Consider the following 21,561-nt stretch of genomic DNA (forward strand, 5'->3'; position numbering starts at 1 on the left):
TTTATCATAAAACCAACAATGTAAAATAAAGTTTTTAAAAGCATTTTAATACCTAGGCATAATTTCTAACTTCGGAGACAAGAGATCTGTTTGCAGCTAATTGCGACAGTCTGAAGAACTATAAATTAAATCAATATGAAAATAACGGTTGTTGGTGCAGGAGCGGTTGGCGCTACTTGTGCAGATAATATAGCAAGAAAAGAATTAGCTGAAGAACTCATTTTATTAGACATCAAACAAGGCTTTGCAGAAGGTAAAGCGATTGACATGATGCAAACGGCTGCCCTTTTAGGTTTTGACATTAAAGTAAAAGGTGTAACCAATGATTACGCAAGTACCGCAGACTCTGAAGTTGTAGTGATTACTTCAGGCCTTCCCCGCAAACCGGGAATGACCAGAGAAGAGCTGATTGGCATCAATGCAGGAATCGTAAAAGGTGTTACTGAAAACATCCTTAAATATTCTCCAAATACTATTATCATCGTCGTATCCAATCCAATGGATACTATGAATTACCTGACCTTTAAATCATCAGGCCTTCCTAAAAACCGCGTGATTGGGATGGGCGGTGCATTGGATTCAGCAAGGTTTAAATATTACTTAAGTCAGGAACTTGGCTGCTCGCCGGCAGATCTTAATGCCGTTGTAATTGGCGGTCATGGAGACACTACAATGATCCCGTTGATTAACCACGCCACGTGGAACAGTATTCCTGTTACCCAATTATTAAGCAAAGAGCAGCAAGATAAAATTGTTGCGGATACAATGGTTGGTGGTGCGACATTAACTGGCTTAATAGGTACTTCCGCATGGTATGCACCTGGAGCAGGCACAGCAGCAATGGTAGAAAGCATTGTTCGTGATGAGAAAAAACTAATCTCCTCTGGCGTTTACCTGGAGGGTGAATACGGACAAGACGATATCTCATTGGTTGTTCCTGTTATACTTGGGAAAAATGGTGCAGAGCAAATCCTCGACTTCCAATTAAATGATCAGGAGAAAGCTACTTTCGCGAAAAGCGCAGATGCAGTACGAAGCATGAATGCTGTGCTTACAGAAATGAGCTTAATCTAAAAAATGCGGGCTATAACAGTTCCATTAAAACTAATAGATTTACAAGACGACGGTTTCCACCTATTGGTGGAAATTGTTGTTTTTGGGGAAAAATTGCTGGCAGTTGTAGACACAGGAGCATCCAGATCTGTGTTCGACAAAGCCTTCATTAAACAACATATCGATATTACGGAAACAGAACAAAGTCATGCAATTACCCTGTTTTCTACCACAAGCATCCTACAGGCCACTATTCCTGAAGTAAAGCTCGGTAGGTTACGTATAAAAGATTATTATGCCATTGCATTGGAACTGGACGGAGTCAATGAAACCTACGAAAGCCTTGGCCACCCGCCTATAGTTGCCATTCTGGGTAGTGACATCTTTTTAAAATATCAGGCAATTATCAACTTCAAAAAACTCAAACTTTACCTTTATAACGTTTAAACCTTAGGCTCCCAGCCCTTCTCATATGATCTGCTCCACAATTTCTGAGCATCCTTGTCATCAATGATATGACCGTTTTTAGGATCAATTTTGAGATCACGACCAACGCGCAATGATATGTTCCCAAGTTGCATTGCAACCACACTTTTGTGTCCTATCTCGACATCACAATTTGGCTTACGGTCATTTCTAATTGCATCAAGAAAGTCCATTACGTGATACGTATCCAATCCTACACTTGGACTGGAGGTATTTCTCCCATCAATGGCATCTTCTTTCATCAGTGATTTCACATCTTTTATCAGCTTACCTTGAAGGTCGTAGATCTTATAGCTATCGCCACCTGTATCCAGGCTTCCTTTCTCACCATAAAATATAATGCCCCTGTCTAGTCCTTCCACCTTGCGACCATTTGCGCTTCTACCCTCCCAGGTTAAGGCAACTCCACCTGGATATTCCAACGTAGTGATCTGGGTATCGGGTGTTTCCCAATCATCCTTGTAATTGTATCTACCTCCTATAGAACTCACCCGTGTTGGAAAATCCACTCCTAAGCCCCATCTTGCAACATCAACTTCATGCGTTGCATTATTTAATGCTTCACCTGTGCCCCAATGCCAGAACCAGTGCCAATTGTAATGAATCAGCCCTTCCTTGTAAGGCATTCTCGGCGCAGGTCCCTGCCATAGTTCATAATCCAACCAGGAAGGCACAGGTCCCGCTTTCACAAAAGTCGGTTGTCGCGCATTAGTATACCAGGTCTTTGCCAAATATACCCGACCAATCACACCTTCATGCAACTCCTTAATACCTTGAGCCAATACTGGAGCAGATCGGCGCTGAGCACCCATTTGTACCACTCTCTTATATTTTCTTGCAGCAGCAATTGCCATCTCTCCCTCATGAGGATTATGACTCAAAGGCTTTTCGACATATACATGTTTACCAGCTGCACAGCTGAGAATGGTCATCGGCGAATGCCAGTGATCAGGGGTTGCAATGTAGATAGCATCCGTATCTTTATCGGCCAACACCTTCCTAAAGTCCTTTTCGGCTCTAGGGGCAGTTTCCTGTTTGGCATTCATCACCGTTTTGATGGCCTTAGGAATCGTACGTGAATCCACATCACATATATAGGAGATGTCCGTGTTTTTCTGACCGGCAATTACCCCTGCCATGCCGTCGCCACGACCGTTCACACCAATCACACCGACCCTGATGGTCTCATTGGCACCAACAATCCTATTGTAGCTTTTGGCACTAAATCCCATAGCGCTTCCGCCAAAAAGTTTAGTACCTACTGTTAACGCCGCAGTTGCAATACCGGCCTTCTTTATGAAATCACGTCTCTTTTCCATGAGCTATATTTATAACTTCTTTATTTTTATATTTTTAAAAGATACTTCGCCTCCATGCTCCTGCAACAGGATGTGCCCCTTATTCAAACTGCCGAATGCGGGATCTACCTTACTAAATTTACTTGCAGCCACAGCATCTTTAAATGACTTGCTATCCCTTGTAAAACTTAGGACTTTGTAATCATTTAGCCAATGCTCCACTGTTTTCCCTTTGGCAATGATCTTAATTGCGTTCCACTCACCAGCTCTGTTTAGTTTTTTCAGCCCCTTTGAAGGTTCGATAATATCATACAATGATCCCGAAAGATGATTTGCTTTTCCATTGTCTTCCGCAAGGATATCATCAAGTATTTGGTATTCCAAACCAAGATCACCACCATTGGTATACTTCGTGTAAAAGTACTTAACACCGCTATTGCTGGTAAGTGCCACTTTATAATCAAGCTTTAATTCAAAATCAGAATACTCATCCACCGAGATAATATCGCCACCTTTACTATCTGCAGCAGTCATTAAGGTACCACCGATTACCTGCCAACCAGAAGGCACTCCCCCCCCAGATGTAGTAGTCCATCCTTTCGTGGATTCACCGTCGAACAACAGCACCCATCCTTTTTTCTGGTCAGACTTACTTAAATGATTTGGCTTCTGAGCGAACAGGGAAGCCGAAATAGCCATAAAAAACATTAAAATATTAATTCTTCTTTTCATTACCAATTAATTGCGTTGTTAAGTTAGCAATTAGAATTCGATTTGCAAGAAAGGTGATGTTGAACCGTCATCCCGAACGTAACTCTCGCTGCCATTCGTTAGATATTCTGCAAGAAGAACATGCAGCATATTGTACGCTGAAATAATATTTACAACCTGCTTTCTTGTGCTAATATTATTTAGCTAAAAAAGCGCGGCAATTTTAGCATAAGAAAGTTCCTTATAATCGCTTACGTATAAGTTACATGGAGGCAATTCTTCTTTGGTATGCGAAGTCAGCACGCCCACCACCATCATACCTGCATTTAAAGCCGCAGATACACCGGAAAAGGAATCCTCAAAAACCAAACATTGTCCAGCAACCAAGCCCAAATTTTTAGCAGACTTCTGATATACCTCAGGGTCTGGCTTATGCTTTTTAACATCCTCACTTGCTAAAATAGAACCCAACAAATCCCGTATCTGAACTTTACTTAAGATGAGTTCAAGATTAGCCATAGGAGCCGACGTCGCCACGCCAAGCTTGACGCCATTGGAGCTCAAGGCATTTACAAAAGGCATAAACCCGGCAACAGGCTCAACATACGGCTCATAAATTTTCCTGAATAAGCCTTCTTTCTCGTCTTCCAGCGCCAGAAACTCTTCACCTTCAATCGGTCTTTTCAAGAAATGCGAAAGTATATATTTATTGCTTTTACCAAACATGTGCTGGGCGAATTCCTCGTCCGTCGGCGCAAGCTCTCTTGTTGAGAAAAATTCTCTGAAGGCCATGGAATGATATGGATTAGTATGGCAAATCACACCATCCATATCAAAAATTACTGCGATATCACTATTCATCGGGCAAAGATAGCGATCTTTTGGTATTCTTGTTTTTACGTCCCCACCAGACGATAAAGCCTGTAACAGGTAAGCTGGCAGCAATTAAACTTGCCAGAAAGACCATAATCTTTCCAGGTAAACCTAGCACTGCACCTACATGAATATCGTAATTCATCCGCATGAGTTTGTCAGCTACATTGGTATTCGCAAATTTGCCAAACACATGATTAACTTCAATTTCTTTCAAGGTATATTGGTCATAATAAAGATAATCAGCTTTCCAAAAAGTATCGGTATCGGGATTGATAGCCAGCTCAATCGATGCCTTATCGCTATCTGGAACGTGAACTTCTATTCCTCCTGTAAAGCCTTTCATCCGATCCAAATTTTGTGCCCAAAGGATATCCATTGAAGGTGCTTGTCTGGCTCTCGAATTAACTAGTCTGCTGTTTGATAATGTTTCAGAAAAAGGAACCATCGTCTTTCCCCCAGAACTTACCCAGTAAGCAGACTTAGCGAACCATTGAAATCCCATAACCAAACCTGAAAAAGCAGTGAAGATCAGGATCCAGGTCATATAAAAACCCAATACGTTATGAAGATCGTAGTTTAGGCGTTTCCATTTGGCAGCCCATTTTACGTTGAAACGTTTCTTACTGGCCGCCTTGTTTTTTGGCCACCAAAGTGCAAGACCCGAAACCAGCAAAAACATAAACATCAGGGTGGCACTAGCCAATATCGGCTGACCAATGGTGGGTGGCAACCACAAATAATAGTGGCCCATGATGACAATCCTGAAGAAATCATCATCCATATTCTTAACATTTAGCACTTCAGCTGTATATGGATTCATAAACACGATCCAATAGTATTCAGGATTCTCAGCATAATAAACAACCATACTGGCTTTGCCTTTTTGATAACTAATACTATGCGCATGCTTCCCGGGGAGCTGCTTATCAGCTATCTCTTTCAGTTTCGAGGGAGCCACATAACTGCGCTGTTCTGCTTTTACAAAGCGATAATGTTGTACAGCATTTTCAATCTCGCGTTCGAAAGCAAGAATACACCCTGTGATTCCCAGAAAACACACAAATAGTCCGGAACCTAGTCCGAGCCATAAGTGTGCTTGTCCTATCCAATATTTTAAATTCCTTTTACGCTTAACCACAAGTGATCTTTAAAATTTATAAGCAATGCTCAATCTGTAATTTCTTGGGGCTTCCGACTGCCAGGAATATACTCCGTTTGGAGTAGAAGCAAAATAACCGTTATAATAGGCGCCACTAAATAAATATTTGTCCAAAATATTAAAAGCATTAGCTGTTAGCTTAACTTTCCTGCCTTCCCAGAAAAGGCCTCCGTCTAATTTGAAGTAGTCAGGCAGATTCTGTGCTAAGTCTGTCGTGCTATAGGTCTGAGTTGCTCTGTCTACCAGATAAGTGAAACCTCCTGAAACCCCAGTTCCTTTTAAAAACCCAGATTGAAGCTTATATCCTAGCCAGCCATTTACGGTGTGCTTCGCAAATCCTGGTGTCAAATCACCAACATTGCCAGCAACACCCGGAGTAACTTTAGTAGTTTTAGAATCCGTGTAAGCATAGTTTACTGTAGCATTTAAACCTTTAAAAACCTCACCGCGTGCATCAAATTCAATACCTTGAGAAGTTTTCTCTCCAATAGGAATACTCAAGCCTGAGTTTGGCGCTTGTGTTGGATCACCTGTTAATTCATTCTCTTTCAGTATTCTGTAAGCTGATAAAGTAGTATTCAACCGCCCGTTGAACCAATCCTTTTTAACCCCAAGCTCTGTGTTTGAGCCTGTTATAGGCTTAACATCATCACCATTGGTAAGTTTCCCTCCCTGTGGAATAAAAGCCTGATCATATAGACCATAAACAGAGAACTGGTTGGTAATAGATACACTTAAACCTACACGTGGCGTAAAGCGGTCTGCACTGATCGGCAATCCTCCCCAGCTGGATTGGGTAACACTGGTGTATCTTCCTGCAAGTGTTAAACGAACACGATTATCGACGAAACCAAGCTCATCCTGCACATAAACACCTGTGTATCGTTGGTCCATTAAGCCACCCGCAGCAATTGCCCTTTCCTTAAGAGGAGTCATCCTGTCAAACTCAGGATAACCATTCGCCGGAAATCCGTAATTAGGATTGCGCGGGTCAAATGGTGCAGTAGCAAGATCAAGGCTATGAGCTTGTCCCCAATCTGCCTGATAATCCTTTTTACCAACGTCTAACCCCGTCAATATGCGGTGTTGGAGGCCCCCGGTTTTAAAGCTACCATTGATAAAGATCTGACCCAAGGTCATCTCACTTTTAGCGTCCCAGCTAAAAACATTTCTTATCATTGTCCCATTCTTTAACACGTCAAGTGGCCACATATCGCTTCCACGTTGCTTGTAATTAAAATATGATCCCTGAGCGGTTAATTTCCACCGGTCGCTAAACTTATGTTCAAAGTTTAGAAATGCACTATTATCATTCATCTTCGTGGGCTCTAAACCCGGTTGATACGATGTTGCGTTTCTCGGTAGGCTCGCATAACTATCAGGAGAGAACTGGTAATAAGAACCAACATCACTCATTTTAGCGTACTGCAACGTGTACTCTGCAGTTAGTTTTGTTTTGTCGTTAAACTGATAAGAAAGGACTGGTGCCACACTGTACCTGTTGTTATATTCAAAAGGACGGTGCGTTCTTTTGTCTTGTCCCGCTACATTCAGGCGGTAAAGGAATTTCCCATCTTTGGTCACTTTACCATCCAGATCAAGTGCAGTACGGTACAGATCGAAACTACCAAGTGTGAAGGTTGCTTCACCTTTAGTTTCTCCGGTAGGTTTTTTAGTCACCACATTATATAGACCTGCAGGATCTCCATTTGCAAGCATAAAGCCTGCCGGACCTTTAACAAATTCGATATGATCCACGAAACTCATATCCTCGGTTAATGGCCCCCAAAAAGAACTCACAACGTTGAAACCATTACGAAAGGCCTGTAATCGTGATCCACGCATTAATATGTTGGTGTACATGTCACCCCAGTGCTCCAACCTTACGGCGCCACTTACATTTCTGATCACACCATCACTCATACTGATGACTTGCTGATCCGCAAGTGCTTGTGAGGTAACAATCTGAATATTTTGAGGAATCTCTAGTAACGGCACATTTAAACGAAGCGATGTAGACGGTACATCAACTTTATATCTTTTTATTGTTCCGCCAATTATAACTTCTGTAAGCTGGTCTGACTTTTCTGCAAGCATGAAATCTATTACTTGATTATCATTATCAACTAAGTCAACTTTCTTCTGATCGGACTTCAACCCAACTGCCGAAACTGCAATTGTGTAGGTACCTTTCTTCAATTTGGTAAACTGGTAAAGACCATCATTGTTACTTTGGGTAGAAATAGCTTCGCCTTTTAAAGTCACGGTAACAGACACTACCGGAAATCCATCCGCAGTTACAATTTTTCCTTTAATACTGCCATTTCTCTGTGCCTGGGCATTTACGGCTGATAAGAGAAACAAAACTGGAAATAAGATCTTCGTAAAAAATTTCATTGTATTAATTTGGATTAATTCTTAATTGCCGCAAAGAAAGCGACTTTAAGCTAACAAACCAAATTATTTAGAATTAATCTTAAGAAGCGTAAAGACAGCAAATTAACCTTAACCCTTTGCTTTCACAATCTTCGCAACCCTATTCATCACGTAAATACTTAACAATGTAATGCCAACAACCAGATAGCCTACAACATTATAATGCTCCAATGGGGCAGATTTATACTTTTGGACTACGATCAATCCAGCGATAACGGCAGCGACACCCCCAGCAATCTGTTGCATGGAAGCGTTTATACTCATAAATGCCCCACGATCTTGCATATCAGGCACTGCACTTACCAATGCCGTTGCCGGTATCATCCTACTCATAATTCCCATCATCATAAAAATATTCAATATCACCACTAACCAGAAAACCGTAACGCCCATATTCGTGTAGACCAATACCATGACCATCATCCAAACACAAGCAACAGCGAATATTTTAAACTTGCTGATCGTATCGCTCAATTTACCAATCAAAGGCATGATCAGCAATGAACTAATTCCAGATATAAAAAACAACTGAGGAAGTTGCTCCGGGGTAACCCCAATATTATTTATTGCAAAAGCACTTCCAAACGGGAACATCATAAAACTCCCAATAGAAAGCATCGCCATTGCAGTGAAACCAAGTCTGTAATCTCGTTTCCTTAGCGTATGCCAAAGATGTTTAAAAGCTGATTTGTCTTGTTGAAATTTCAAGTGTTCCCTCACTGGCTGAAGCTTAAACACCAGTAATATCGCTGTAACAATGGCGATTGCTGCAACTAAAAGAAAGGCAGCTTCCCAATTCCATAAATTCGCAACATAGAGTCCGATTGGGACACCAAGAACCTGACTTGCCCCAAAGCCCATCTGTACAAAGCCCATTACTCGCCCCCGTTGTTGCAGGGTAAAAAGATCTGAAATGATGGCCAGAGATATTGATCCAATCACTCCACCGAATAAGCCCGTGAATATCCGTGCAGAAACAAGCTGAACGTAATTATTTGAAAAGCCGCAAAATATAGTTCCAATAATGAATCCTATATAAAAAAAGATCAAAAGTTTCTTGCGGTCAAAACGATCCGCAAAACCAGCGGTGAGTAGTCCGGATAAACCGGCGCTAAAAGCATAGGCCGACACGGCAATCCCAAAAGCGGCGGGTTTCATGGATAATGATTTCATCATAAAATCTCCCAGCGGAGACATGATCATAAAATCAAGTATCACGGTAAACTGTGTCGCAGCAAGTATAAAGATGACCCAGCGTTGAGTAGCATTTAATTTAACCGGTTCATTCATGTTATAAAGGTAAAAAAATGTCAAACAGTCGAAACCTTGTTTCTTTCAAAATGTTAATTGAATAAAGGATCAAAACATGAGCAAGATCAAAAACCTAATTGCCGGATTTGCAGGCGCAGTTGCACTAAACATTCTTCATGAAACTTTAAAACACCAAAGCAAGAATGTCCCTAGAATCGACCTTCTCGGAGAGAACGCATTGCAGAAAACGCTTGGCTTTTTTGGGGAAAGTATTGGAGATAAAGACACCTTATATAAAGCTACCCTTGCCGGGGATATCGTATCCAATACTATCTATTACAGTATGATTGGTGCAGGAGAAGCAAAATATCTTTGGCCGAAAGCGCTCTTTTTAGGCCTGAGTGCCGGAGTAGGCGCAATTAACCTCCCGGAGCCATTAGGGCTCAATCCAAAGCTGGTTGCCAAATCTGATCAGGTGAAAGCATTAACAGTCGGATATTACGTATTTGGAGCATTAGTGACGGCACTAGTGCTTAAAAAAATCAATAAGAAAACTATAATCTAAAGATGTTAAACTCCTGCCTTCTTAATCACCTCCAACGTTTTCCTCAAACCAGTTACAGCAACCATTTGTAAATCTTGCTTATAATATTCGGGATTATACAACTCTAATGAAACACAACCTTTAAAGCCCGTAGCCTTCAAGTCTTTCAAAATCTGTGGAAGCGGCAATATCCCATCACCAGGGTATACACGATCCTTGTCCTGCAAATCTCCGACTGCCGGCGAAGCCGGTGCATCAGAAAACTGAAATATGGCAATCGCATCACCATTGATCATCTTTAACCCTTCAAAACCACCTTCAGAAATATACATGTGATACGTATCTGGTATTACCAAAGCTTTTGGATGATTGGTATCCATGACGATTCCCATCGCCTGCCCAAGCGTTTTAACCGGCTGATATTTAACGAAAACCAAGGCCGGACTTATATTATACTCTTTCAATCCAATATCAATGATCTCCCTGTAACGATCCACTACCCAACGGTGGTTATAATTTGCGCCAGCAGTATCAGGTATGGTTTGGATATGCTTGGCTCCAAGGTCCGAAGCCATCCGCATTCTATTCCGTGTATCTTTCAACGAAGCATCAAACAGTTCCCTGGTGGGAGGCAGCGCATTCCATAACCCGATAACACTCGGAACAAATAGTCCAAGATCTCTAATTTCTTTTCCAAGATCTTTAAGATTTCCGCCCGTTGCTTCAAACTCTTTAAGTTCTCCTTCCCAAGGCTCAATGGCATCATAACCCGCCTTTGCGGCAATCTTTACTTTGTCTTTTAAGGATGCAGGCCTGATGGTGGCCGTGTCCAAACATATCGGCCATGGACTGGCGCCTTTTTGATAACGTTTGTCTTTTTTATCGGCCAGTTCTAAGTTTGCAGCGACTAAAGGGGAAAGTGGAAGTACGGAAACGGCGCCTACTAAAGCACTAAGATTTACAAATTTTCTACGATTCATGAGTCTACATTATGGTTAGGTTTCTAATATACAAGAAAATTTAAGCGTTGTCTAAATTTCCGACAATTCAATATCAGCCCAGGTTTGGTTCTTATAATACCTGAACAGCAACCAATTGACCAACAGCATTGGCAAAATAAGCGCCCAGATCAGTAGCTCCCATTTCATAGCAACGTAATGAGCAAAACCAACGGCTCCTATACCACCCATTACTACCAGAGAAAGGAAAATCCGACCGCCCCCTTGCTTAACCGCTATTGGCTTTGAAAAAGGCAAGGCTTTTACCATAAAGATTGCTATAATGAGACCATAGACCAGGCAAATTAAAAAGGCCAGGATCAAATCATTTATCGCCTGAGGGCCCCAGATAGAAACGGTTACGACACCAATGACCAGGCAATAAGGAAAAAAATAAAAATAAATGATTAATTATATTTAACTTTAGATTTAGTAAAAATAAATCAGAAGTTAATCTACAAGCAGGCAGCTTCGGGATTTGGTCTTAAGTAACAAGGAGATGACAGGGACATAGCAGGGAGGTAACAGGGACTTAACAGGGAGGTTGCCCCTGTCATATGTTTGTTAACTCCTATTTAAATCCACTTTATCTACCGGTTACCTAAAAGCCTATTACTATTTTACCTTTAACCAAATATAACCTCAATGGCAATAATTAAAAAAGGAATCCTCGGAGGATTCAAAGGAAAAGCAGGAGCCGTAGTTGGCTATAGACTGATGGACCAAGATATCATGAGGGGCGTGCCCGAATTTCGATCAAGTAAACCTACAAAAAAAGAAGAAGCAAACAGATGGAAATTTAAGACTTCGCAAACGTGGCTACAGCCATTAACAGAGGTTTTGAGAGTTGGTTTTGAGGGCTATAAATTAAATTGCCATGGTTTTAATGGCGCCAAATCCTTTATCAGTTGTAACGCGGTTCATGGTGTGGACCCATTCTACTATGTAGACCCGGCGCTGGCGTGTATAAGTCATGGTAAGCTTTACGCTGGGACGGGGCTGAAGGCAGAGATCACGGCAGAAAAAAATGTGCTTTTCAGCTGGGATAAAGAGGGGCCCTTCGCCAATAATGACCGCGCAATCGCGGTAGCCTATGATATAAACGACCACTCAGCCATTTACGACATCGCATTGGCAAAAAGATCAACAGGAATGGCAACATTGGAACTGGCTGAGTATCTCCCAGGAGCAGAGGTTCACATGTATCTAGGTTTCATCACTGAAGACCGAAAAGAAAGAAGTATCAGCCAATATCTAGGAATGTTTTTGATTCTATAATGTTCGTTACCGCACAATTGTTGTTCATAACCGAACAGCTGTTGTGCGAATTTAGCTTTTAAACTTGTTTTTGAATGGTATAGGCTCTTAATTTGAAGATGGCACTACATTCGCTGAAATGAAGAAAATGCATGTCTATGTTTAAACTCAACCTCAAAATTGCAATTGCAAATACTGTTGACGCATTGAAGTATGAGTAATCTGGTTTGTAAATGATATATTTGAGTTCGACCAATTATATCCCCCTACCCAAATGAAAAGACGTTTTCTTTCTTTACTGATCTTATTTTCAAGTTTCACTGCATTCGGCCAGATCTCTTATGAAAAAGACTATTCTACGGCGCTAGAACAAGTCCGGCTTAGGAAAACTCCTTTATTCATTTATATTACTCCAGACTCAAAAATCCCTGCAGCTAGTTATACATCCGGGATAAATTTACCTGAAGTGGTAACGTTTTATAATGACAATTTCATAAGTTTAAGGCTGCCATACGCATCGCCAGAGACAAAAGTGGTGATGTCAAAATATCAAATTAGCAGATTCCCTTGTTATTTATTTCTGGATACCAATGAGAACCTAATTTTTAGAGCATTTAATAATAATCGGGAAGCAAAGTTCTATCTTGATCTGGGTAAAGAAGTGCTTCAAAGACTGGAAAATAAAACGTCGATATTCCAGTATGAACAACAATATGCAAATGGCCAGCAGAACAAGAATTTTTTAAAAGACTATATAAACCTTAGACGCAAAACCGGAACTACGAAGAATGCAACACTCATTGAACAGTATGTTAAGTTGCTTACAATTGGAGAATTTGATAACCCTGACGAGATTCTATTCATTTTAAGAGCAGGCCCTTTTGTCTATGGAAAAGCCTACAGCTTAGCTTTTAGTAATAACAAATTAGCAAATGAAACCTTCATGGCTTTACCAATTCAAGAACGAATTGACATCAATAATGTGATGTCTGAAAATACGCTAAATGAAGCAATCTTACGACGAAACCTTCCAATGGCACAGCAAGTTTCTAACTTTTCAAGAAATATCAATACCGATTACCGGGAGGGCGAGCGGCAATCCTCTTGGAAGATGCTGGTTTACTACAAAGCGATTAGAGACACCGCAAATTATTTCAGGAATGCAACTAATTACAACGACACTTATTTTATGACGGTAAGTGTTGATTCAGTGAAAAAAGCCAAAGCAGAGAATCAGAAGAATATTGACATGATCAAAAGCTTTAAAAGTGCGAAGCCAAAAGTTACCAATGTTACACCTCCAACAGGCACTGAACCACGAAAAATGACAACGGTCATTTCAAAAACTATAACTATTTCGAGTAATTCAAATAATGTTTCAAACTTTCTAAATACAGCTGCATGGGATTTCTATGAATTCGGCACAAGAAATAACAACTACTTGAGCAAAGCCCTTTTGTGGAGCAAAAGGTCCATTGAAATGGATCCCATTCCTGCTTATTATGATACGTTAGCGCACATCTTTTACAGGATGGGCCTCTATGATGAGGCTCTTCTAAATCAGAAGAAATCAATCGAGTTAAGTGAAAAACAGCCCACGCTGAAGTCAGGCGTTGCCAACTTAAAATCGGAACTAAATAAGATGAAAGAACGGACGTTATAAAATGCTGTAGTCAAATACACTACTCCACCAAGACAGGTGAGCACTAAAATAGTTACTTTTATAGGTGTTTAATCCGATGCACTATGAATTTTACCGATCAGTTTCCTCTTCTTGAAAAATATACTTACCTCGACACCGCAAGTTCTGGACTGCTTTCTCAAAGACAAGTCAATTGGCGCCGCGTTCACGATCAGACTTTTTTTGAGCAAGGAAGTCTTTTCAGACTTACACAGGCAGCTTTCTTACATGATGTAAAGGCAACAATAGCTAAGTTTTTTAATGCAAAAACTGAAAACAGTTTTTTAATCCCTAACTTCTCATTCGGCTTCAATACTTTATTGGAGGGGCTTCCTGGGGGACAACGTTTTCTGCTGCTTACAGAAGATTATCCTTCCGTAAATTATGCCATTGAGACTAGGGGCCATACCTGTGAATATATAACAATGGCTGAGCAGCTCGAGGAAAGAATTATTGATCACATCAAAACTCAAAAGCCTACCGTTTTTGCTTTTAGCCTGGTGCAATATGTCACCGGCGTTAAGCTAAGCCTGGAATTTGTAAAAGACCTAAAAGCGCTCTTCCCTGATCTCCTAATCATTGCAGACGGTACGCAGTTTTGTGGGACTACAGCGTTCGACTTTGAAGCTTCAGGCTTTGACGTTTTCATGGCCAGTGGTTACAAATGGATGCTAGCGGGTTATGGAAACGGCTTTATGTTTTTAAAAGACGAGATAGCCTCGAGGCTTTTTACTGAGGCCAGAAAACGGCCATCTCCTACAGAACAATTTCTGCAGAGCAAAAGTTTACTATCCGTATACTTCGAGCCTGGTCACCTGGATACGCTTAATTTCGGCACACTCAAACAATCTATCCTATATTTTGAGGAATTAGGAATGGGCCTTATTAGCCAGCAAACCCAGTCTTTAAGTGAGAAAGCGAAAGCTGCTTTTACAGAACGAGGTCTTTTAACGAAATTTGTTGCCCAAAGAAAAGACCATTCTACTATATTTAATCTTGCATTGAGCATCGAAAAATACCAGAAACTACTAGCGGCTGACATCATTTGTTATCCGAGAGGGAGCGGTATCAGACTGGCGTTTCACTTCTTTAACACAGAAGCTGATCTGGCGAAACTACTTGACGTGCTTTCTAACTAATAAACATGAAAATTAAATCATTTATACTTTTAGCCAGCTGCCTGGTAGCGAGCTCTGTTGCAGCACAGCAAACCCCTTCTAAAACGTACGACTTCAATAGAGCGCCACTGAAACAGGACGTATATGTTCAACTTCCGTTAGGTAGTATAAAAGCTAAAGGCTGGCTGCTTAAACAGTTGGAACTTCAAAGAGATGGTTTTACTGGTCACGCTGAAGAACTGTATCCTGAAAAGGAAAACCTGGGTGCTACGTCGGACTGGCTTGGTGGTGATGGAAATAGCTGGGAAAAAGTTCCTTATTACGTTAAAGGGCTGGTTGCACTTGCCTATACTTTGGATGATGTTTCTTTAAAGGCGAAGGCAAAGAAATGGATCGACTACACCTTAGATCATCAGCAGGAAAATGGGCTTTTTGGTCCGCCGAAAATGAACGACTGGTGGCCAAGAATGCCATTTATGTACGCTGCACAGAGCTATTACGAAGCAACTAATGATAAACGAGTAATTTCTTTTCTTTCAAAATACTTTAAATATCAGCTGGCCAATCTAGATAAAAGTCCGCTTGATAGCTGGGGAAAATCAAGGGCGGGCGACAATATGGAACTCGTTTTATGGGTTTACAATAAAACCGGCGAAAAGTATCTTTTGGAATTGGTGAGTAAACTAAAACAGCAGGCCTATCCATGGATCGACATCTTTAATAAGAACCAGTTTTTTTATTATGGGGATGATTACCAGCCGAAGCACATGGTTAACGTGGGACAGGCTTTGAAGTTCCCTGCGGTTTATTCGCAGGTGGATATGGCGGCTAACACAACCAATGCGATGCAAAATGGGATTGACCATATTATGCACGACAATGGTCAGCCTCAAGGAATTGGCGCAGGAACGGAGTTTATGTCGGGCAGAAGCTCTGTGCAAGGCGTTGAAACTTGTACAGTTGTGGAATGGATGCAAAGTTTGGAGACCGCTTCACGGATTATTCATGACTCACATATTGGTGACCAATTAGAGAAGGTAACATTCAATGCACTGCCTGCTCAATTTAGTAGAGATTTGAAGAGCCATTCTTATTACACCTTGCCAAATCAGGTAAAAACAGCAATTGGCCAGCACGGTTTCAATCAGGATTATAATACTGGGGTGATGTTAAGCCCTTATTCCGGCTTTCCTTGTTGCAGATATAATATGCATATGGGCTGGCCTTACTTCGTGAAAAACAGCTGCCTGGCTACTCCAGATGGTGGAATCGCGATGAATACCTATGGACCGATGGAAATTAGCGCTAAGGTAGCAAATGGTGTTTCAGTAACAATTAATGAAAAGACAAATTACCCATTTGAAGAACAGATCAGACTAAACATCGGTCTGTCTAAGCAAGTTGCTTTTCCATTAGAATTAAGAATTCCTGAATGGTGTGCAAAACCTGAAGTATTGGTTAATGGAAAACGTATGTCTGGCGTAAAGTCGGCTTCGATGTTTACTATAAAAAGAGCATGGAGCAACAACGATAAAGTTGTTTTGAATTTTCCAATGGAAGTCACTGTGGAGAAACAAGTTAACAATGGGGTAAGCATAGCGCGTGGGCCACTGGTTTATGCTTTAAAGATTAAAAAAGAGGTAAAAAACATTAAACAACACCCCGTTGCAGGATTTCAGGATACAGAAATATTTCCGGCATCTGCCTGGAACTATGCATTAGCACTTTCTAAATCACCACTGAGTAGTCAATTCAAGGTAGTTAAGTCTGCTATGCCCACTAATCCATATGACACTGAAGTTAGTCCTGTAACCTTAAAAGTCAATGCTAAACAGCTAAATGGCTGGACGCTGGATTATGCAAAAACATCAGCACTAGATGTTCCATATAGCCCGGTTAATTCAAGTAACGCGACAGAAGAAATTTCTTTGGTTCCCTTTGGTTCTGAAAACATCAGGCTAAGCATTTTTCCAACCCTTGGAAGCGCAGAATTAACTAGTAGAACCTACAAGCAAACGTTCGACAACAATACTTCTGAAGGATGGGTAGTTTATGGTGGCGGATGGTTTTATAAAGATAATGCTATCCATTGTGCTTCGAATGACAAAAACAGCTCTGGAAGAACTGGTTCTAAGATCATCGCAACCGGTACTGAATTCGCTGATTTCAACTATACTGCCGATGTAGCTGTAAATACAGCTGGTGATGCAGGATTGATGTTTCGGGTGGCTGATCCTGCGATTGGATCAGAGGCCTACAAAGGTTATTATCTGGGTCTCAATCCTACTAATGGAACCATTGAACTGGGTAAAGCCAGCGATGGTAAATGGATAGTTATTACCTCAGCAAAATACCCTGTTAAAATGAATGAAAAATATCAGCTAAAGGTTGAAGCGGTTGGCGATCAGTTTCAGGTATTTATTAACGGAAGCGATAAGCCAGTTCTTATAGCTAAGGATGCGGAGTACAAAAAAGGACACATTGGCTTTAGGGCGTATGGTGCGCTAGCCACCATGGATAATATTGAAGTAAAGGCTCTTTAATCTGAGGCGGGTATCTTCAATAATTGTAGCTAAAGCTTTGGTTCCGGCCATCTGTCTGTCCTGAATGGCACAGCAGGTAATCCACTTCTATTCTGGAGATTTGTAACTGCATAATTGGTAAAGGCATAACGAACCGCTATAGGTTTCTTCACTTTATCTGAAATTAGCAGGATCGTATTTCCTACAATTTTTGCTGTAGCATTATAGAACTTTTGATCGGCGCCAGCAATAGTAAAGAATCCTGGAGCAAGGCTGTCATTTGTACTAAGCCCATTAAGTACGGTCCCTTGCTTGAAATGTATAACCGTAAATTTACCCCTAATTTCAAAGTACTCATATTGCGGACCCTGATAAACTGTTGTATCCAGCCCATAGGTTCTGTTTAACGCAATTTTCGCTAACCTGATTCCTAATGGCCTTTTATTTTTAGGATGCAGATCCTTCGCCTCACCTACATCCATACTTACCACCATTCCTGTATTATTAATTTCTAAAACCTTTTCCTGTGATTCCCTAAAAAAGGCATAGTCGGCCAAGGTAGGATCTTCCTTGTCATAAAAGAATGGTGCCACCTGCACATAATAAAAAGGCAGTTCTCCCTGTGCGAACTTTTCCCGCCAAGACTTGATTAGCATCTGAGTTGCCAGTGTATACGAAGCCCTCTCCATTCTATTGCCTTCACCCTGATACCAACAAAAACCTTTGATTGAGAGATTTATCAGCGGATTAATTAATGCGTTGTAAAGTAAAAACGGTCGGGTCACTTTCTCAAAGCTAAATCCGGAGTTAACTTTTTCTTTAGACTTCGGGCTATTTAGGTAAGGCTGCAAGTAAACTGAATCCAGTGTGGGGTTGTTTTGTAGAGTTTCCTGTGGCAAAAACGCCTCCACTTTTGATGCACCTATTCCTGAAAAAATAATGCCAACAGGGATATTAAGGTTACTATATATTGATTTACCGAAATAGTACCCAACCGCACTAAATTTCTTTACCGTTTCAGGACTGCAGGCTTCCCATCTTCCTTTGATAGACTGAATAGGTGTGGCACTAAAGTTAAGATCGGCATAGAAAAGTCTGATATTGGGGTAATTTGCTGCTTGCAATTCTGTAGCGGAATTTTTATCTTCCATCAATTTGAATTGCATGTTTGATTGCCCGCTGCAGATCCATACCTCTCCTATAAGGACACCATCAAGTCTAACTTCGTCTTGACCGGATTTCACCTCAATGGTATGTGGCTTAAAATCACCAATTTTCACGGCTGGCACATTAATTAGCGCTACAAAATCACCGTTTAAATCAGCAGTTGTGCTTACCTTCTGACTCCAATCTGCAATTACTGTTACCAAAGAATTAGGGGATGCAGTGCCCCAGACTTTAAAGGGCTTATTTTGTTGAACTACCATATTGCTTTGCAATACATTGGACAAAACCAGTGTTTGTTGTGCTTGGGCATTAATTATGTTGAACAGGGCGAAAGCGAGCAGGTAAAGTATTTTATTTAGCATTACAAATCAAGTTTTATGGTACGGATACCGAATGGGGTAAGGTTTAATTTTACACTTGTCTTATTTCCAGAAAGCTTAGTTATTGGCAGCTTTTGAATTATCGTGTTATTCAGTTCTATAAGGCTTGCGTTCTTCGTGTTAATTCCAATTGTGACATCTGATGAGGCAAATTCCTTTGAAGGATTAAAAACTCTGACAAGCATTGCATTATTTTCCATCTGAATGGAAGAAATTTCAAGGTGGTTATTCGATAGCGTTATCAACGAACCTGAACCAACCGCTTTTTCTGAAGTCTTAACCACATGAAACGGCTCGTTAACAGCAACGCTTTTATTCCACACGTTTGCATTCTCCCAGTTATTCGCATGAGGAACTAAAGTATAATTGTAAGTAGAAGGACCTTTAATGCTGTAATTTCTACCCCAAAGTCCCATACCTGAATATTGAAGTGTAAGTCCTAATATTCCATTTTCATCGTGCTGATAACTGGTAGTATGATCGGTAATTAGCGCCATTCCGAAGTTTTCATTTTCATCTGAAACATCTACCCAATCGACGATAATGTTGTTCTTTATGCTATCCCAAGTACTATAATAAGTATTAGTAAGTTTACTTTCGAGCACATCGAAGCCAGCGTTCTTATATAACTTCTGCTTTTTTAAATTTAAGGGAAATATTGCCCTAAATTTAAATTTATCATTGTAAAATGCTTTCTTCAAATCTTCTTGTTTCCAGCCCCCTTTCTGCATGTAGTTCTCCCCTATTCCAGGATTGCCTTTCCAATCCATAGTAGTTTGTACCTGAATCCGTTCGTCTCCTTTTTGAAGGCAGAGGTATTGTGTAAAAGTATGCTCGCCTACTGTACCCTCAATTTTTAGCTTTATCTGGAGCGGACCATTATCTACAACTGTTACTTTCGCGGCTTGGTTTGCGCTGGACTGCCAAAGACTATCAGCATAAAAATATCCTTTCATCTCATTGAAATACTTATTCTCCTTTACAAATTCTTTATTGTTTAACGCCGTACCTTTCAGGCTTTCGATTATTCCGCCCTTGGCTGGGTTAATTATTATACGGTACAAGTCAGTACTAATAATTAATTTTCCATCGGCTTCAGTTAGCCCCATCTTATTTGCTTTGTGCCCAGACTTAGCGTTAAGTTCTCTGCTGCCTCCTCCTGACTTCAGCGAATAGCTATTGTAGCCTATTGGGTTGACTTCAGCTTCGAAAAGTAGCGCAGTACTGCCATCATTTTGCGTTACTTTTTGGGAAGCGATCAGGTAACCTTTGGGGTCATAAATCTGTGTGTTATGGGATGTCTTATCCATTAATGAAACAGCGACCAGTTCTTTTCTTTTTTGGGCAGTGGTATTATAAACTCTGATCTGGTTGCCCTCGGTAATATTCTTTGGAAAGCCATTCGTTGCTAGTAAACTGTCGGTGATCTGGTTCGAGTTGTCTGTCCAAACCTTAACCTGATCTGCCCAGTTTGATTTTTTTACTTTATCTACAATATTGTACGGCACTATCCAGGAGTCATGGTGTTCTGCAAGCAAAAGGTTTTGCCAGGCAGCTTTGAAATCACCGGTCTTTCTTACGCCATTGTCGTAAATTGAGTTTATGGCATTTAATTTCTCTGCAACGATAATTTTATTTTCTGCTTTTCTGGTGTTCTGGGCTAATTGCTGAAGAATCTGACTTCCCCAAACCAGGCTGACCTGAACGTTTTCTTGTGTAAAGTTCCAGGTTTTTGCTTTGCTATGATCGGCCGTATTGGCTATATAGTCTTTCCAGGTCGTGTATTTGAAGTTTTTTGGTTGCCCCAACCATGGCCCGTTCTTCCATCCGGCATCCTGAATACACATCCCTATTGGGTTTTGAATACCTTGTGCTCTTGCTGCTTTAAGATACATAGGATCATTATTCCAGGCGACAGTTTGCCATGTTGATCCAGTTTTGAATTGTTCAGACTCATACCTTGGTACAGTTAAAAGAGTGCTACCATCCGGTCCGGTCCAATTGACCAATTCATCACCAAAGGCGGTGGTATAACCTCCCCACATGGTATTAGGATTTTTAAGAGCAGCGTATTTGTAGCCAAAAGATTTAAGGATCTGAGGCAATGCACTGGTAAAACAGGGTTCCTCGGAGGAATAAGACTCGAAGCTGGCAGTTGGGAAATGCTGTCTGATCTTAGCCATACCAATCTCCAATTGTCTGATCACCGATTCGCCCTGAATGTTGAAAAGGTAGGCTTGCCCGTAGGAAGGATTGACAAACTCAATTCGTCCATCGATAGACTGGTCTTCTACATGTTTTTTGAAGCGCTGGTATCCGGTTGGGTCATTGATTTTAACTACATCCCAAGTCACCGGTTCAATCTCCAGGTTTAACTTCCAGAAAGGATTTTTATCCAGCATATCTGAAATGAAAGTTGTGTAATTAAGAGGATAATGACCCCATACACCACCGTGATACCCGTCTATGAAATAGTTTTGAGCCTTTGTAGTTAAGGAAATTGACCAAAGTAATATGGTTAAAATAATTGCGAAAGGATACCGCTTCATTTAGGATATGGTTATTAGGTGTTGGGTAACAATCTGTTGTCTTTCAAATTTAACATTTGTTTTTGTTTAATGCTT

The 21,561-nt window shown here is 40.8% G+C and carries 17 protein-coding genes; 7 read left to right on the plus strand and 10 right to left on the minus strand.

Annotated features, from left to right (window positions below; translation table 11 throughout):
- Positions 1-135 precede the first annotated feature (135 nt).
- The gene (gene mdh / locus ACHFIZ_RS06670; RefSeq protein ID WP_410884098.1) at positions 136-1,074 is read left to right on the plus strand and encodes a malate dehydrogenase; all 939 of its coding nucleotides are present in this window, start codon (positions 136-138) and stop codon (positions 1,072-1,074) included.
- A 3-nt stretch (positions 1,075-1,077) separates the two neighbouring features.
- The gene (locus ACHFIZ_RS06675) at positions 1,078-1,500 is read left to right on the plus strand and encodes an aspartyl protease family protein (protein ID WP_410884100.1); all 423 of its coding nucleotides are present in this window, start codon (positions 1,078-1,080) and stop codon (positions 1,498-1,500) included.
- Here the strand turns inward: ACHFIZ_RS06675 and ACHFIZ_RS06680 are convergent.
- From ACHFIZ_RS06680 to ACHFIZ_RS06705, 6 genes are all read right to left on the minus strand, one after another.
- The gene (locus ACHFIZ_RS06680; RefSeq protein ID WP_410884102.1) at positions 1,497-2,858 is read right to left on the minus strand and encodes a Gfo/Idh/MocA family protein; all 1,362 of its coding nucleotides are present in this window, start codon (positions 2,856-2,858) and stop codon (positions 1,497-1,499) included. The two genes, ACHFIZ_RS06675 and ACHFIZ_RS06680, sit on opposite strands and share 4 nt — an antisense overlap.
- A 9-nt stretch (positions 2,859-2,867) precedes the next feature.
- Entirely contained in the window at positions 2,868-3,569 is a 702-nt protein-coding gene (locus ACHFIZ_RS06685; protein WP_410884104.1) for a DUF1080 domain-containing protein, read from the minus strand.
- A gap of 183 nt (positions 3,570-3,752) precedes the next feature.
- Positions 3,753-4,409 carry an HAD family hydrolase gene (locus tag ACHFIZ_RS06690; RefSeq protein ID WP_410884106.1) on the minus strand — a complete coding sequence of 219 codons (657 nt, stop codon included), beginning with the start codon at positions 4,407-4,409 and terminating at the stop codon, positions 3,753-3,755.
- Entirely contained in the window at positions 4,402-5,562 is a 1,161-nt protein-coding gene (locus ACHFIZ_RS06695; RefSeq protein ID WP_410884108.1) for a PepSY-associated TM helix domain-containing protein, read from the minus strand. The genes ACHFIZ_RS06690 and ACHFIZ_RS06695 overlap by 8 nt, the downstream gene beginning before the upstream one ends.
- A gap of 9 nt (positions 5,563-5,571) precedes the next feature.
- Positions 5,572-7,980 carry a TonB-dependent siderophore receptor gene (locus tag ACHFIZ_RS06700; RefSeq protein WP_410884110.1) on the minus strand — a complete coding sequence of 803 codons (2,409 nt, stop codon included), beginning with the start codon at positions 7,978-7,980 and terminating at the stop codon, positions 5,572-5,574.
- Between the two features lie 108 nt (positions 7,981-8,088).
- The gene (locus ACHFIZ_RS06705) at positions 8,089-9,309 is read right to left on the minus strand and encodes an MFS transporter (RefSeq protein ID WP_410884112.1); all 1,221 of its coding nucleotides are present in this window, start codon (positions 9,307-9,309) and stop codon (positions 8,089-8,091) included.
- A 76-nt stretch (positions 9,310-9,385) separates the two neighbouring features.
- On the opposite strand from ACHFIZ_RS06705, the gene ACHFIZ_RS06710 reads away from it, so the two are divergent.
- On the plus strand, positions 9,386-9,835 hold the full coding sequence (locus ACHFIZ_RS06710) for a hypothetical protein (RefSeq protein ID WP_410884114.1): 450 nt from the start codon (positions 9,386-9,388) through the stop codon (positions 9,833-9,835).
- 5 nt (positions 9,836-9,840) lie between these two features.
- Here ACHFIZ_RS06710 and ACHFIZ_RS06715 read toward each other — a convergent pair whose 3' ends face one another.
- Positions 9,841-10,794, minus strand: coding sequence for a sugar phosphate isomerase/epimerase family protein (locus ACHFIZ_RS06715; protein WP_410884116.1), 954 nt, complete (start codon positions 10,792-10,794; stop codon positions 9,841-9,843).
- A gap of 51 nt (positions 10,795-10,845) precedes the next feature.
- Positions 10,846-11,082: a hypothetical protein gene (locus tag ACHFIZ_RS06720; RefSeq protein ID WP_410884118.1), complete on the minus strand. Its 237-nt coding sequence runs from the start codon at positions 11,080-11,082 to the stop codon at positions 10,846-10,848.
- A 375-nt stretch (positions 11,083-11,457) separates the two neighbouring features.
- Here ACHFIZ_RS06720 and ACHFIZ_RS06725 point away from each other — a divergent pair, with 375 nt between their 5' ends.
- From ACHFIZ_RS06725 to ACHFIZ_RS06740, 4 genes are all read left to right on the plus strand, one after another.
- Entirely contained in the window at positions 11,458-12,090 is a 633-nt protein-coding gene (locus ACHFIZ_RS06725; RefSeq protein WP_410884120.1) for a DUF6266 family protein, read from the plus strand.
- Positions 12,091-12,343: 253 nt separating this feature from the next.
- Entirely contained in the window at positions 12,344-13,732 is a 1,389-nt protein-coding gene (locus tag ACHFIZ_RS06730) for a hypothetical protein (RefSeq protein ID WP_410884122.1), read from the plus strand.
- An 83-nt stretch (positions 13,733-13,815) separates the two neighbouring features.
- The gene (locus tag ACHFIZ_RS06735) at positions 13,816-14,889 is read left to right on the plus strand and encodes an aminotransferase class V-fold PLP-dependent enzyme (protein ID WP_410884124.1); all 1,074 of its coding nucleotides are present in this window, start codon (positions 13,816-13,818) and stop codon (positions 14,887-14,889) included.
- Positions 14,890-14,894: 5 nt separating this feature from the next.
- Positions 14,895-17,411 carry a beta-L-arabinofuranosidase domain-containing protein gene (locus tag ACHFIZ_RS06740; protein ID WP_410884126.1) on the plus strand — a complete coding sequence of 839 codons (2,517 nt, stop codon included), beginning with the start codon at positions 14,895-14,897 and terminating at the stop codon, positions 17,409-17,411.
- 29 nt (positions 17,412-17,440) lie between these two features.
- Here the strand turns inward: ACHFIZ_RS06740 and ACHFIZ_RS06745 are convergent, their stop codons facing one another.
- On the minus strand, positions 17,441-18,919 hold the full coding sequence (locus tag ACHFIZ_RS06745) for a sialate O-acetylesterase (protein WP_410884128.1): 1,479 nt from the start codon (positions 18,917-18,919) through the stop codon (positions 17,441-17,443).
- On the minus strand, positions 18,919-21,486 hold the full coding sequence (locus ACHFIZ_RS06750) for a glycoside hydrolase family 38 C-terminal domain-containing protein (protein ID WP_410884130.1): 2,568 nt from the start codon (positions 21,484-21,486) through the stop codon (positions 18,919-18,921). Before ACHFIZ_RS06750 ends, ACHFIZ_RS06745 begins: the two co-directional genes overlap by 1 nt.
- Positions 21,487-21,561: the final 75 nt, after the last annotated feature.

The sequence above is a fragment of the Pedobacter sp. JCM 36344 genome, assembly GCF_046546555.1.
Classification (GTDB): Bacteria; Bacteroidota; Bacteroidia; order Sphingobacteriales; family Sphingobacteriaceae; genus Pedobacter.